At 71.5% G+C, this 14506-nt stretch carries 11 protein-coding genes; 5 read left to right on the forward strand and 6 right to left on the reverse strand.

Annotated features, from left to right (window positions below; all coding sequences use genetic code 11):
* Nucleotides 1-68 precede the first annotated feature (68 nt).
* Both ACFWIA_RS19610 and ACFWIA_RS19615 read left to right on the forward strand, forming a co-directional pair.
* Entirely contained in the window at nucleotides 69-1613 is a 1545-nt protein-coding gene (locus ACFWIA_RS19610) for an RNA polymerase sigma factor (RefSeq protein ID WP_387006645.1), read from the forward strand.
* A 171-nt stretch (nucleotides 1614-1784) separates the two neighbouring features.
* Nucleotides 1785-2624 (forward strand): serine protease, encoded by an 840-nt coding sequence (locus ACFWIA_RS19615; RefSeq protein ID WP_387006648.1) that lies wholly within the window; start codon nucleotides 1785-1787, stop codon nucleotides 2622-2624.
* Between the two features lie 194 nt (nucleotides 2625-2818).
* On the opposite strand, the gene ACFWIA_RS19620 is transcribed toward ACFWIA_RS19615, so the two are convergent.
* Nucleotides 2819-3049, reverse strand: coding sequence for a hypothetical protein (locus ACFWIA_RS19620; RefSeq protein ID WP_385488540.1), 231 nt, complete (start codon nucleotides 3047-3049; stop codon nucleotides 2819-2821).
* Between the two features lie 448 nt (nucleotides 3050-3497).
* Between ACFWIA_RS19620 and ACFWIA_RS19625 the strand changes: the two genes are divergently transcribed.
* Nucleotides 3498-5621, forward strand: a complete 2124-nt coding sequence (locus tag ACFWIA_RS19625) for a type IIA DNA topoisomerase subunit B (RefSeq protein ID WP_387006651.1) — start codon at nucleotides 3498-3500, stop codon at nucleotides 5619-5621.
* 82 nt (nucleotides 5622-5703) lie between these two features.
* Here ACFWIA_RS19625 and ACFWIA_RS19630 read toward each other — a convergent pair whose 3' ends face one another.
* Nucleotides 5704-6411 (reverse strand): response regulator, encoded by a 708-nt coding sequence (locus ACFWIA_RS19630; protein WP_387006653.1) that lies wholly within the window; start codon nucleotides 6409-6411, stop codon nucleotides 5704-5706.
* A gap of 428 nt (nucleotides 6412-6839) precedes the next feature.
* Here ACFWIA_RS19630 and ACFWIA_RS19635 point away from each other — a divergent pair, with 428 nt between their 5' ends.
* Entirely contained in the window at nucleotides 6840-7094 is a 255-nt protein-coding gene (locus ACFWIA_RS19635) for a hypothetical protein (RefSeq protein WP_387006656.1), read from the forward strand.
* Between the two features lie 168 nt (nucleotides 7095-7262).
* On the opposite strand, the gene ACFWIA_RS19640 is transcribed toward ACFWIA_RS19635, so the two are convergent.
* From ACFWIA_RS19640 to ACFWIA_RS19650, 3 genes are all read right to left on the reverse strand, one after another.
* Nucleotides 7263-7940 carry a response regulator gene (locus ACFWIA_RS19640; protein WP_387006658.1) on the reverse strand — a complete coding sequence of 226 codons (678 nt, stop codon included), beginning with the start codon at nucleotides 7938-7940 and terminating at the stop codon, nucleotides 7263-7265.
* On the reverse strand, nucleotides 7937-9577 hold the full coding sequence (locus ACFWIA_RS19645; RefSeq protein ID WP_387006661.1) for an ATP-binding protein: 1641 nt from the start codon (nucleotides 9575-9577) through the stop codon (nucleotides 7937-7939). The genes ACFWIA_RS19640 and ACFWIA_RS19645 overlap by 4 nt, the downstream gene beginning before the upstream one ends.
* 96 nt (nucleotides 9578-9673) lie before the next feature.
* Nucleotides 9674-10609, reverse strand: a complete 936-nt coding sequence (locus ACFWIA_RS19650) for a sucrase ferredoxin (RefSeq protein WP_387006663.1) — start codon at nucleotides 10607-10609, stop codon at nucleotides 9674-9676.
* Between the two features lie 229 nt (nucleotides 10610-10838).
* On the opposite strand from ACFWIA_RS19650, the gene ACFWIA_RS19655 reads away from it, so the two are divergent.
* A complete protein-coding gene (locus ACFWIA_RS19655; RefSeq protein ID WP_387006665.1) occupies nucleotides 10839-11951 on the forward strand; it encodes a CobW family GTP-binding protein in 1113 nt (370 codons plus the stop codon).
* A 24-nt stretch (nucleotides 11952-11975) separates the two neighbouring features.
* On the opposite strand, the gene ACFWIA_RS19660 is transcribed toward ACFWIA_RS19655, so the two are convergent.
* Entirely contained in the window at nucleotides 11976-14429 is a 2454-nt protein-coding gene (locus tag ACFWIA_RS19660) for a DNA topoisomerase (ATP-hydrolyzing) subunit A (protein WP_387006668.1), read from the reverse strand.
* Between the last annotated feature and the right edge of the window lie 77 nt (nucleotides 14430-14506).

Raw genomic sequence — 14506 nt, forward strand, 5'->3', positions numbered from 1 at the left:
AGTCGGCGGTCGTCGGCTCCCGTCCGCAGTGGACGGAGTCGGAAGCCGTTTTCCAACGTTCCGAGAGGTTGTTCGTGTCGGCCAGCACATCCCGTACGCTCCCGCCGGAGATCGCCGAGTCCGTCTCTGTCATGGCGCTCATCGAGCGGGGAAAGGCTGAGGGGCAGATCGCCGGCGATGACGTGCGTCGGGCCTTCGAAGCTGACCAGATTCCGGCCACTCAGTGGAAGAACGTACTGCGCAGCCTCAACCAGATCCTCGAGGAAGAGGGTGTGACGCTGATGGTCAGTGCCGCGGAGCCCAAGCGCACCCGAAAGAGCAGCGTCGCAGCGAAGAGTCCGGCCAAGCGGACCGCGACCAGGACCGTCGCCTCCAAGACGGTCACCACCAAGAAGGCCGCAGCAGCGCCGGCCGCCGGTTCGGCGTCCGACGAGGACGCGACGACGCCCGCCAAGAAGGCGGCGGCGAAGAAGACCACCGCCAAGAAGACCGTGGCGAAGAAGACCACGGCGAAGAAGACCACGGCCAAGAAGGCGACCAGCAAGAAGGGCGCCGACGAGGTCCTCGACGACGAGTCGGCCGAGGAGACCCCGGGTACGCCCGGGAAGCCCGGCGACGAGCCCGCCGAGGAGGGTGCGCAGGGCTTCGTCCTGTCCGACGAGGACGAGGACGACGCGCCCGCGCAGCAGGTCGCCGCGGCCGGTGCCACCGCCGACCCGGTCAAGGACTACCTGAAGCAGATCGGCAAGGTCCCCCTCCTCAACGCCGAGCAGGAGGTGGAGCTGGCCAAGCGCATCGAGGCCGGACTCTTCGCCGAGGACAAGCTGGCCAACGCGGACAAGCTCGCACCCAAGCTCAAGCGCGAGCTGGAGATCATCGCCGAGGACGGCCGCCGGGCCAAGAACCACCTGCTGGAGGCGAACCTCCGGCTCGTCGTCTCGCTGGCCAAGCGGTACACCGGCCGCGGCATGCTCTTCCTCGACCTGATCCAGGAGGGCAACCTCGGTCTGATCCGTGCGGTCGAGAAGTTCGACTACACCAAGGGCTACAAGTTCTCCACGTACGCCACCTGGTGGATCCGGCAGGCGATCACCCGCGCGATGGCCGACCAGGCCCGCACCATCCGCATCCCGGTGCACATGGTCGAGGTCATCAACAAGCTCGCCCGCGTGCAGCGGCAGATGCTCCAGGACCTGGGCCGCGAGCCCACCCCGGAGGAGCTGGCCAAGGAACTCGACATGACCCCCGAGAAGGTCATCGAGGTCCAGAAGTACGGTCGTGAGCCGATCTCGTTGCACACCCCGCTCGGCGAGGACGGCGACAGCGAGTTCGGTGACCTGATCGAGGACTCCGAGGCCGTCGTCCCGGCCGACGCGGTCAGCTTCACGCTCCTCCAGGAGCAGCTGCACTCCGTGCTCGACACGCTCTCCGAGCGCGAGGCGGGCGTCGTCTCCATGCGGTTCGGCCTCACCGACGGTCAGCCGAAGACCCTCGACGAGATCGGCAAGGTGTACGGGGTCACCCGTGAGCGCATCCGGCAGATCGAGTCGAAGACGATGTCGAAGCTGCGCCACCCGTCCCGCTCGCAGGTCCTCCGCGACTACCTGGACTGATCTGCCCGATCCCGCCCGTCGCTGATCCCGGGCGGGCACGGCAGTGGGCGTTACGCCAGTGAGGGCCCGGTTCCCGGTGGGGACCGGGCCCTCCGGCGTGTGTGCGGGTGCGGCGGGGACCCCCTTGGTCGACGCTGGGTGGGTCATCGCCACCCTGTGTGAGGAGAGCGCATGCCCCGTCCCCTCGTCCGTGCCCTGACCGGAGCGCTGCTGCTGGCGGCGGCCACCACCGTGCTGCCCGTGGCGGGCCCGCCCTCCGCGTCCGCCGACGGTCTGGTCGTGGGCGGCCGTCCGGTGGACATCGTGGACAGTCCCTGGGTGGTCGCCCTCGCCAGCCGTGACCGGTTCGGCGGTACCCGGGCGGGACAGTTCTGCGGCGGTGTCGTGGTGGACCGCACCAGGGTGCTGACCGCCGCCCACTGCCTGGGTCCCGAGGCGCTCGGGTCGGTGAGGGCGGCGGACCTCGCCGTGATCGCGGGGCGCGCCGACCTGCGGGACGGAACCGGTGTGGAGGTGCCCGTCCGGGAGACCTGGGTGAGTCCGGCCTACGACCGTACGACGAACGCGTGGGACGTGGGGGTGGTGACCCTCGCCGAGCCGTTGCCGGAGCACTACGTCATTGCGGTGGCCGGTCCCGGTGACCCGGCGTACGAGGCGGGTACGCCCGCGGCCGTCTACGGCTGGGGGGACGTCAGCGGGCGCGGTGACTACGCGGTCGCCCTGCGCTCCAGCCAGGTCGAGGTGCTCCCGGACGACGTGTGCCGCCGGGCGTACCCGGGTGGCCCCGAAGGGCGCTACCTCGCCGACTCGATGCTGTGTGCGGGGACGGGGGAAGGGGGCCGGGACGCTTGCCAGGGGGACAGCGGTGGTCCGCTGGTGGCGAACGGACGGTTGATCGGACTGGTGTCCTGGGGGAGCGGCTGCGGCCAACCGGACCGTCCGGGGGTCTACACCCGGCTGTCAGCCCTCGTCCGGCAGCCCCAGCAGCCGGACACCGATGACGACTCCTGACCCGACTCCGCCCCGGCGGGCAGCAAGGGAACGGGCAGCAGGACGGACGACGGCGGGACGCCCGCCGCCACCCACCGCTACCGTCCGCCTGCACACGGCCAGGGCGCGCAACGCAAGCGGGCGGGCCCCGTCACACGGGGACCGCCCGATTCGCCGGCCTGACGCCGGTGCTGGCTCGTCGTGGATGCGAAGTGTCAGCGTTCCTCGGCCTCGGTCGAGGCCGGAGCGGCGTTCAGGCGCTCCGTCTCGTCCTGTATCTCCGCGGCGATCTTCTTGAGTTCCGGCTCGAACTTGCGACCATGGTGGGCGCAGAAGAGCAGTTCACCGCCGCTCAACAGGACCACGCGGAGGTAAGCCTGGGCGCCGCAACGGTCGCAGCGGTCAGCGGCCGTCAGCGGGCTCGCGGGGGTCAGAACAGTAGTCACGTCGCCTCTTCTCTAGCTCGACGAGCTGTCGTACCAGGGTCAACATCCAACCAGGCCGAAAACGTTCCCGCTCGTGGCTTCTCCTCGAAAAAATCTTTCCGATCTCGCCGAGGTGGCTGTCTGCTGCCGGTTGGCGGCGAATGGGCCGTAGTGCGTGTCTTCGTGTCGTACGGGTTCGCGCGGTTTGCCGGTTCGGTCCTCCCGGCTGGATGCCGGTTGTTCATGAGGACGTGCCCGGAGCCTAAATGGTTCATGCCTGGAAGGGAACGTGATGTGTACTTCACTCCAACGAGCGATCGAACAGACATGCGATCCTCGACTAGGCTTGGTGCGGGTTGAGGGTGGCGTGACAACGGCTCTACCAGGGCTCGGTACCCTCTGAGCGGCGACCGAAGCCTGGGCCCTACCCCACGGGGCCCCATCTGAAATTCAGCGAGGAGCGAACCGCGTGACCGCCGATACGTCCGTGCCGTCCACTGCGCTGCTGACCGGAGCAGACCGGGACGGTTCCAACTACACCGCGCGGCACCTGCTCGTCCTGGAGGGGCTGGAAGCCGTTCGCAAGCGGCCCGGGATGTACATCGGGTCCACGGACAGCCGTGGCCTGATGCACTGCCTCTGGGAGATCATCGACAACTCCGTCGACGAGGCCCTGGGCGGCTACTGCGACCACATCGACGTGGTCCTCCACGACGACGGTTCGGTCGAGGTCCGCGACAACGGTCGTGGCATCCCGGTCGACGTCGAGCCCAAGACGGGGATGTCCGGTGTCGAGGTCGTCCTGACCAAGCTGCACGCGGGCGGGAAGTTCGGCGGCGGCTCGTACGCCGCCTCCGGCGGCCTGCACGGCGTCGGCGCCTCGGTGGTGAACGCCCTGTCGGCCCGCCTCGACGTCGAGGTGGACCGGGGGGGCAACACCCACGCGATCAGCTTCCGCCGGGGCGTCCCCGGAGCCTTCGCCAAGCCGGGAGCGGAGGCGGCCTTCGAGCCGGGTACCGGTCTGCGCAAGACCAAGCGGGTCCCCAAGACGCGCACCGGCACGCGGGTGCGCTACTGGGCGGACCGGCAGATCTTCCTCAAGGACGCCAAGCTCAACCTGGAGACGCTCCACCAGCGCGCCCGGCAGACCGCCTTCCTGGTGCCCGGCCTCACGATCGTCGTCCGGGACGAGCTCGGCCTCGGCGAGGGCGGCAGCAAGGGCGAGGAGTCCTTCCGCTTCGACGGGGGCATCAGCGAGTTCTGCGAGTACCTCGCCAGCGACAAGGCGGTCTGCGACGTCCTGCGCTTCTCCGGCCAGGGCACCTTCAAGGAGACCGTCCCGGTCCTCGACGACCGGGGGCAGATGACCCCGACCGAGGTCACCCGCGAGCTGGGCGTGGACGTCGCCATGCGCTGGGGCACCGGGTACGACACCACGGTCAAGTCGTTCGTCAACATCATCGCGACGCCCAAGGGCGGCACGCACGTCACCGGGTTCGAACGTTCCGTGACCAAGACGGTGAACGAGGTGCTCCGCGCCCAGAAGCTGCTGCGGGTCGCCGAGGACGACGTCGTCAAGGACGACGCCCTGGAGGGGCTGACCGCGGTCGTCACCGTCCGGCTCGCCGAGCCCCAGTTCGAGGGGCAGACCAAGGAGGTCCTGGGCACCTCCGCGGCCAACCGGATCGTCGCCGCGGTGGTCGCCAAGGAACTCAAGACCTTCCTCACGGCCACGAAGCGCGACGCGAAGGCCCAGGCCCGTGCGGTGATGGACAAGATGGTCGCCGCCGCCCGCACCCGCATCGCCGCCCGTCAGCACAAGGAGGCCCAGCGTCGCAAGACGGCCCTGGAGTCCTCCTCGCTGCCCGCCAAGCTCGCCGACTGCCGCAGCGACGACGTGGAGCGCAGCGAGTTGTTCATCGTGGAGGGGGACTCCGCGCTCGGCACGGCGAAGCTCGCCCGGAACTCCGAGTTCCAGGCGTTGCTGCCGATCCGCGGCAAGATCCTCAACGTCCAGAAGTCGTCCGTCTCGGACATGCTCAAGAACGCCGAGTGCGGGGCGATCATCCAGGTCATAGGAGCCGGCTCCGGCCGCACCTTCGACCTCGACGCGGCCCGCTACGGGAAGATCATCCTGCTGGTCGACGCCGATGTGGACGGCGCGCACATCCGCTGTCTGCTGTTGACGCTGTTCCAGCGGTACATGCGGCCCATGGTCGCGGCCGGTCGCGTCTTCGCGGCCGTCCCGCCGCTGCACCGGATCGAGCTGGTCCAGCCCAAGAAGGGCCAGGACAAGTACGTGTACACGTACTCGGACCGCGAACTGCGGGAAACCCTGCTGGAGTTCCAGCGCAAGAACGTCCGCTACAAGGACGGCATCCAGCGCTACAAGGGGCTCGGCGAGATGGACGCCGACCAGTTGGCCGAGACGACGATGGACCCGAGGTTCCGCACGTTGCGCAGGATCAACATCGCCGATCTCGACGCGGCGGAGCAGGTGTTCGACCTGCTCATGGGCAACGAGGTGGCGCCGCGCAAGGAGTTCATCACCAGCTCCGCCGCAACGCTCGACCGTTCGCGCATCGACGCCTGACCCGTCGTCGGGTCCGATGTCCGGTTCGGCGCCCGCCCGGGCGCCGAACCTCACGCGCGCCCACGCCGGGGCGCGCGGGCTGCTAGCGGTCCGAGCCGCGCGGCGACACCCAGGCGTACCGGTGCTCCGGCCGGCCCGTGTCCCCGTACCGCAGGGTGAGTTGGAGGCGGCCGGCCTGTTCCAGATGGCGCAGGTAGCGCTGTGCGGTGGAGCGGCTCAGCCCCGTCCGTTCCGCCACCTCGTGCGCGGACAGCGGCTGTCCGGCCCGGTGGAGGACTCCGCAGATCAGGTCCGTCGTGGGCACCGAGTGCCCGCTGGGCAACCCCTGGGTCGCGGTCGGCGTGGTGGTGCGCAACGCGCCGAAGATCCGGTCGACCTGTTCCTGGGCGGCCATCCCGCTGCCCCCGACGCGGTCCACCGTGCGGCGTAGGGCCGCGTACGCCTCCAGTCGGCTCCGCAGGGCGTCGAAGGTGAACGGTTTCACCAGGTAGTGCAGGGCGCCGAGGCGCATGGCGTCCTGCACGGTGGTGACGTCACTCGCCGCTGTGATCATGATCACATCGGTGCGGTGTCCCAGTTGGCGCATGTGTTGCACCAGGGACAGTCCGGTCCGGTCGGGCAGGTAGTGGTCGAGCAGCACCAGGTCTATCTCCTCGCGCTCCACGGTGGCGAGGGCCTGGGCGGCGTCGTGGGCGCGACCGGCCACGCGGAAGCCGGGGACCTTGGCCACGTAGCGGGCGTTGATCTCGGCGACGCGGAAGTCGTCGTCCACGACCAGGACGTCAATCATCGACCGGGCCTTTCTGGTTAAGCCCTCGGTGAGGCTTCGTTGTTCTAGCGCGCACAAAACGAGCACAACAGGGTTTTGCAATCAGAAGATGGGCCAGCGCGCACAAGGATCGCACTGTGACGCACCCGCCACCTACGGTGCCGGGCCATGACCACAGATACCAGCAGGGCGACCGGACGGTGCTCCGGTCGCCGGGAACGGAGGCGGTCCCGCGCGACGGCCCGGTGATCCGGTGCCGCGTGCAGACTCCCACTCGGGCCGTCAAGGCCGGGATCGACGTCGACCCCGGCCTCCGCACTACCGCCCCGGGCCCCTGTACGCCCCGCTGAAGGCCCGGCGGCCCCTCCCGCTCCCCCGGGAAGGGCCGCCGCACCTCCGGCTCCTGACGCGGCCGTCAGGCTGATCCACCTCACGAGGACGTGATGCGCATGCCGGACACCAGGAGATGGCGGTCGGCCGCCGGCGCGGGGCTGATGGCGTTGGGCGCCCTCGTGGGACTGTCCCTGGTGAGCGGAGGGTCCGTGGGCGACGGCTCCGGGGTGCCCGCGCCGCGTCAGGAGCAGACGACCGTCGACGAGGCGGAACACGGCAGTCCCTCGCCGGTGGGCCGGTCGGCCAGGACCGTGCCCGACGCGTACGGCGGCACCGGAGGGATCCGGCCCGCGAAGACCACCCGGCGCTGATCCCGACCAGGACCCCGGCCGCCCGACCAGGACCCCCGGACCCGGACCGCCCGACGAGGGCGGCGGGCCCGGGGAGACCGGGGAGAACCGAACACGGAGCACAGACCACGGGCTCGACGAGCCCCCTCATGTGAGCCCCCGCGCTACTTCCCCCGCGCGCGCGGGGGCTCACCCGCGCGCGGCCCACGCGTAGCGGTGCTCCGGGCGTCCCGTCTCCCCGTACTTCAGGCTGAGGCGCACCCGGCCCGCCCGCTCCAGCAGCTTCAGGTAGCGCGCCGCGGTCTGTCGGCTGAGCTGGGTGCGGTCCGCCAACTCCTGGGCGGAGACCGGGCCGTCGGCGGACACCAGTACCTTGCGCACCAGCTCCGCGGTGGTGGGGGAGTGCCCCTTCGGCAGGTCCGGCTCCCCGGTCACGGCCAGCGCGCCGAAGATCCGGTCGACCTCCGCCTGCTCGGCCTCGCCACCGCCGCGCAGGGTGCGCTGGAGGGCCGCGTACGCCTCCAACTTGGTCCGCAGCCCGGAGAACGCGAACGGCTTCACCAGGTACTGGAGGGCACCCAGCCGCATCGCCGCCTGCACGGTGCCCACGTCGCGCGCGGCCGTCACCATGATCACGTCGGTCTGGTGGCCCCGCTCGCGCAGCCTGCGCACCACGTCCAGGCCCGTCTCGTCGGGCAGGTAGTGGTCGAGGAGGACCAGGTCGACCTCGCCGCCCTCCACGCAGTCCAGGGCCTCGGCCGCGTTGTACGCCTTCGCCACCACCCGGAACCCGGCGATCTTCTCCACGTAGGCCGCGTTCACGTCCGCCACCCGGATGTCGTCGTCGACGACCAGGACCTCGATCACCGCGACTCCTCCGCATGCGTCAGTTCCGCCTCGGACAGGGCCTCCGGCAGCCGCACGGTGAACTGCGCACCGCCGCCCGGAGCCTCGGTGACCTCCGCGTCACCGCCCTGGCGCTCGGCCAGTCTGCGCACCAGCGCCAGACCGATGCCCCGCTTGCCGCGCGCGGGGGCCTTCTTGGTCGTCCACCCCTCCAGGAAGATGGTCTCCCGTTGGTCGGGCGGCACCCCCGGGCCGGTGTCCTGCACCCGCAGCACCGCCGCCCTGCCCTCCGCCCGCAGCACCACCTCGACCCAGGCGTCCGAGGAGCCGGAGGCGGCGTCCAGCGCGTTGTCCACGAGGTTGCCGACGATGGTGACCAGCCCGCGCGGATCGATCAGCCGGTCCGGCAGCCAGGTGTCGGGCGACACTGCGAGCGAGACGCCTCGCTCGGCCGCGACCGTCGCCTTGCCGACCAGCAGGGCGGCGAGCAGCGGGTCGTGGATCTTCTCGGTGATCTGCTCGGCGGTGACCCGGTGCGCCCCCGCGACCTCGCCGACGAACTCGACGGCCTCCTCGTACATCTCCAACTCCAACAGACCGAGCAGCGTGTGCATGCGGTTCGCGTGTTCGTGGTCCTGGGCCCGCAGCGCGTCGATCAGACCGCGCGTCGAGTCCAGCTCCCGGCCCAGCTGCTCCAGTTCGGTGCGGTCCCGCAGGGTGGCCACGGCGCCGCCGTCGTCGGTGGGCATCCGGTTGGCGATCAGCACCCGGGTGCCGCGGACGGTCACCAGGTCCGTACCGGTCACCCGGCCGGCCAGGACGTCGGTGGTGCGGCCCGGGCCCAGCGCCGAGTCCAACGAGCGGCCGACCGCTTCGGTGCCGAGGTTCAGCAGCCGGTGCGCCTCGTCGTTGAGCAGGCGGATGCGGCCGTGGCGGTCGAGGGCCACCACGCCCTCGCGGATGCCGTGCAGCATCGCCTCGCGCTCGGCCAGCAGCGCGGAGATGTCCGAGAACGCGAGGTCCCGGGTCTGCTTCTGGACCCGCCGGGAGATCAGGTACGCGGCGATCGCGCCCACCGCCAGCGCCCCGCCCGCGTAGGCGAGCAGGCTGGGGATGGTGTGGATGAGCCGGGCGCGCACGCTGTCGTACTCGATGCCGACCGACACCGCCCCGATGATCTCGCCCCGTGCGTCCTGCAACGGCACCTTCCCCCGTGCCGACCGCCCGAGGGTGCCGTTGTCTATCTCCATCACCTCGTGGCCCGCCAGGGCGGCACTGGGGTCCGTGGAGACGAGCTTCCCGATCTGGTGGACGTCCGTGTGCGACCAGCGCACCCCGTCCGTGTTCATGATCACGATGTACTCGGCGCCGCTCGCCCGCCGGATGCGCTCCGCGACGTCCTGGACGGGCCCGCCGGGCGTCGGCAGGGACTCCTTCACGTCCCGGGCGATCTGCGGCTGCGCGGCCGTCGTCTGCGCGATGGCCAGGGCGCGGCGCATCGCCTGGTCGTCGAGCTGGTCGCTGAGCGGCGCCAGGAACAGGCCCGTGGCCAGCACGGCGACGCCCGCGGCGATCGCGAGCTGCATCAGGAGCACCTGGGAGAACATCCGCCGGGGCAGACCGAGGCGCAGGCGTCGCGTGGGGGGAGACGAGCTCATGTGTACGAACGGTACGGGGCCGGGGCCGCTTCGCCGTAGTCCCTGTGGCGGGTATCTCGTGGCGTTGGCGTGCGGATACGTTCCGTGGCCGCCGGGTCACCCACCCGGTGTCGGGGTCACCTCACGGACCGCGACCACGTCCATCCGGGCCGGGGTGGCCAGGGCGGCGCCGCAGCTCTCCGGCCGCGCCGGCAACGAGGCCCCCTGGGCGACCGTGACGCGCCACCCGCGGCCGTCCGCATGGGCCACGGTCACCTCCCAGCGGGGTGCCGCCCCCTCGGTCCGTACGACGCTCAGCACGCCCGCCGTGAACTCCCGCGCGGCCGTGCGCACCGCCAGTTCGGCGGCCTGGCCCGGTCGTTCCCACGCCGAGCCGCCCCGACAGCGCTCCGTGACGATCCGGTCGTCCGCGACCGCCGACAGGATCTCCTTCACCAACGGCGCCTCGACCCTGCCGTACGCGTAGCCGTAGGGGAGCACCAGCACCGTGGGGGAGAAGCGGTGGCCCCCGATGTGGGTGACCTCCCAGGCGCCGTCCACCCCGGAGGCGGCCAGCTCCTGCGCCAGCGGACGCCCCAGCAGCGCACAGCAGCGGTCCCGCTTGCCGTTCGTGCACACCAGCGTCAACGGCGCGCCGCGGTGCGCCGACGCGCCCGTCACCCGGTCGAAGCCGCTGTGGTCGCCCGCACCGAGCGCCCGGAAGTCCAGGTCGAGCAGGCGGGCGGGGTCGCCCTCGACCGACTCCCGCAGCCAGCTGGCGCCGGGCACGGTGTGGGCCGCGTACACCCGGCGCCGACCCGGCACCTGCCGGTCGGCGGGCCGTCCCGGTCGGCGGATCAGGGCCACCCGCACCCCGGTGTCCGTCGCCGCGGCCTCCAGGGCCCGACCGAGCGCCGGGTCCAGCCGGCTCGACGTGAGGGCCTTGGCGCCCCAGGGGCCCGGCTGTTCGACGAGCAGCCAGGTCCGGGCGGTGGCCGCGGTCCCGGCGAGCGGCTCGTCGAGGTCCCGCGAAGCACTCGTGCACGTACTCACAGAGGTGAGCCTAACCTGGCTCCGGCCGCGGGGACTTCCCGCCCGGCCGGGCCGCCCCGGACCGCCGCCCGGCCCACCTCGACCGCCGGCGTACCGCCCCGGACCGGACGGCCGCCGGACCGCGGCCCCGCGCGGCCCTCGTATCCTGGTCGCCCGGCGCCCCGCGGGGGCGGTTCCAGACGCCCGGACGTCCCGCCGGACCCGCCGGGCGCAGGCGAGAGGGCACGTGTTGAGCCAGCAGCAGATCCCGGTCATCGTGCTCGCGGGGTTCCTGGGCGCGGGCAAGACCACGCTGCTCAACCATCTGCTGCACAGCAGCCGGGGCAGCCGCATCGGGGCCGTCGTCAACGACTTCGGGTCCATCGAGATCGACGCCATGGCGGTCGCCGGCCAGCTCGGCGACTCCACCGTCTCGCTGGGCAACGGCTGTCTGTGCTGTGCCGTCGACGTCAGCGAACTCGACACCTACCTGGAGCGGCTGACCCGGCCCTCGGCCCGCATCGACATCGTCGTCATCGAGGCCAGCGGCCTGGCGGAGCCCCAGGAACTGGTGCGGATGGTGCTGGCGAGCGAGAACCCGCGCATCGTGTACGGGGGGCTCGTGGAGGTCGTCGACGCCGTCGAGTTCGACGCGACACGGCTGCGCCACCCGGAACTCGACCGGCATCTGCGCATCGCCGACCTGGTGGTCGTCAACAAGGCCGACCGGGTGCCCGGCGAGGAGCTGCGGCGGGTGCTGGACACGGTCGGCTCCCTGGTGGACCGGGCCGCCGTGGTGACCGCGGACTTCGGCCGGATCGACCCCGAGCTGCTCTTCGACCGCAAGGCCGTCGAGGAGCGGGTGGGCCAGCTCTCCTTCGATGACCTGGCCCTGTCGGAGAGTTCCCCCGGGCACCCGCCCGCCCGGGAACACCTGCACACCGCGTACGAGACGGTGTCCTTCCGGGCCGCCGAGGGGCTGCACCCGCGCCGGCTGATGGACTTTTTCGACAGCAGGCCCGAGGGGCTCTACCGGATCAAGGGCCACGTCGACTTCGGCGCGGCCGACCCGGACCACCGCTACACGGTCCACTCGGTGGGACGGTTCCTGCGCTTCTCGCCCGAGCCGTGGCCCGCGGGGGGCGCCCGCGGCACCCGACTCGTGCTCATCGGATCGGGCATCGACACCACGGCCCTGGCGGCCCGGCTCGACCGCTGCCGCACCCTCTCCGACGAGGGGACGCCCGAGGAGCACACCATGTGGGGCGTCCTGCGCTACGTCCCCCGGCAGGACGATCCCGACGACGGGCCCGCCGACCACCCCCACCCGGCCGAGGACCCCGAGGTCCCCGACCGGGTGTGAGCGCCGTACCCGCCGGCCCGTGGATCACACCGGGCCGGCGACGACCCCGACCGTCTTGTCCAGCGGCAGCCCCGAGCCGTCGCGCCGCGGGTCGACCTCCGGCAGGTCCACCGGGGCGCCGCTCCGCTGCGCCGCGCGCGGCGGCGCCGCACCGGCCCAGGCGAGGCTCAGGCAGTCCTCGCCCTTGAGGAACCGCTGGCACCGCACCCCGCCGGTGGCCCGGCCCTTGCGCGGGTACTGGTCGAAGGGGGTGAGCTTCGCCGTCGTCTGCACCGAGTCGTCGAGCGTGCCGCGGGACCCCGCGACCGTGAACACCATCGCGTCGACCGCCGGGTCGACCGCGGAGAACGAGATCACCTTCGCCCCGTCCGCGAGCTTGATGCCCGCCATGCCGCCCGCCGGACGCCCCTGCGGACGCACCTGGGACGCCTGGAAGCGCAGCAACTGGGCGTCGTCCGTGATGAAGACCAGGTCCTCGTCGCCCGTCCGTAGCTCCGCCGCGCCCACGATCCGGTCGCCCTCGCGCAGCGCGATGACCTCCAACTCGTCCTTGTGGGACGGGTAGTCCGGCACCACCCGCTTGACGACCCCCTGTGCCGTACCGAGCGCGAGGCCCGGCGAGGACTCGTCGAGGGTGGTCAGGCAGACGAGGTCCTCGTCTGCCTCCAGGGTCAGGAACTCGGCGATCGGCGCACCGCCCGACAGGACCGGGGCCGACGCCGTGTCCGGGAGCTGGGGCAGGTCGACCACCGCGATCCGCAGCAGCCGGCCGGTCGACGTCACCGCACCCACCTCGCCGCGCGCGGTCGCAGGCACCGCCGACACGATCACGTCGTGCTTGGTGCGGCGGCCCTCGCCCTCCGTGAACGGTTCGGCGGTGGCGGTGCGCGCCAGGAGACCGGTGGAGGACAGCAGGACCCGGCACGGGTCGTCGGCGACCTGGAGCGGCACCGCGGTGGCCGGGGCGGTGCCCGAGGACTCCAGCAGCACGGTGCGCCGCGGGGTGCCGAACTTCTTGGCGACCGCCGCCAACTCGCCCGAGACGAGCTTGCGCAGCTCGCCGTCGGACTCCAGGATCCGGGTGAGTTCGGCGATCTCGGCGGTCAGCCGGTCGCGCTCCGACTCCAGCTCGATCCGGTCGAACCTGGTCAGCCGGCGCAGCGGGGTGTCCAGGATGTACTGGGTCTGGATCTCGCTCAGCGAGAAGCGGTCGATCAGCCGCTCCTTGGCCTGGGCGCTGTTGTCGCTGGACCGGATCACCCGGATGACCTCGTCGATGTCGACGAGCGCCACCAACAGGCCCTCCACCAGGTGCAGCCGGTCGCGCCGCTTGGTGCGCCGGAACTCGCTGCGGCGGCGCACCACGGTGAACCGGTGGTCCAGGTACACCTCCAGGAGTTCCTTGAGGCCCAGCGTGAGGGGCTGGCCGTCGACCAGGGCGACGTTGTTGATGCCGAAGGACTCCTCCATCGGCGTCAGCTTGTACAGGTGCTCCAGGACGGCCTCCGGGACGAAGCCGTTCTTGATCTCGATCACCAGCCGCAGCCCGTGCGCGCGGTCCGTGAGGTCCTTGACGTCCGCGATGCCCTGGAGCCGCTTGGAGCCCACCAGGTCCTTGATCTTCGCGATGACCTTCTCGGGGCCCACCGTGAACGGCAGCTCCGTGACGACCAGGCCCTTGCGGCGGGCCGTCACCGGCTCCACGGAGACGGTCGCGCGGATCTTGAAGGTGCCGCGGCCGGTCTCGTAGGCGTCCCGGATGCCGGACAGGCCGACGACCCGGCCGCCGGTGGGCAGGTCGGGACCCGGCACGTGCTTCATCAGGGTCTCCAGGTCGGCGCCCGGGTACCTGATGAGGTGGCGGGCCGCCGCGATGACCTCGCCCAGGTTGTGCGGCGGCATGTTCGTCGCCATGCCGACGGCGATCCCCGACGAGCCGTTCACCAGCAGGTTCGGATAGGCGGCCGGCAGCGCCACCGGCTCCCGCTCCTGGCCGTCGTAGTTGGGCGCGAAGTCGACGGTGTCCTCGTCGATCGACTCCGTCATCAGCGAAGTGGCGTCCGCCATCCGGCACTCGGTGTACCGCATCGCGGCCGGCGGGTCGTCGTTGCCGAGGGAACCGAAGTTCCCGTGCCCGTCGACGAGGGGCAGCCGCATGGAGAAGGGCTGAGCCATCCGCACCAGGGCGTCGTAGATCGACGCGTCGCCGTGCGGGTGCAGCTTGCCCATCACCTCGCCGACGACCCGGGCGCACTTCACGTAGCCGCGGTCGGGGCGCAGGCCCATCTCGTTCATCTGGTAGACGATGCGGCGCTGTACCGGCTTCATGCCGTCACGGGCGTCGGGCAGCGCACGCGAGTAGATGACCGAGTAGGCGTATTCGAGGAAGGAGCCCTGCATCTCGTCGACGACGTCGATGTCGAGGATCCTCTCCTCGAACTCGTCGGGCGGCGGGGTCTTGGTGCTGCGGCGGGCCATCGCTGCTGCGGCTCCTTCACATGTGTGCCAGGACAGGGAACGGGTACGGATGCCGACCATTGTGGACCGCCGCGCTG

Source organism: Streptomyces sp. NPDC127068 (genome assembly GCF_042724695.1).
GTDB lineage: Bacteria > Actinomycetota > Actinomycetes > Streptomycetales > Streptomycetaceae > Streptomyces.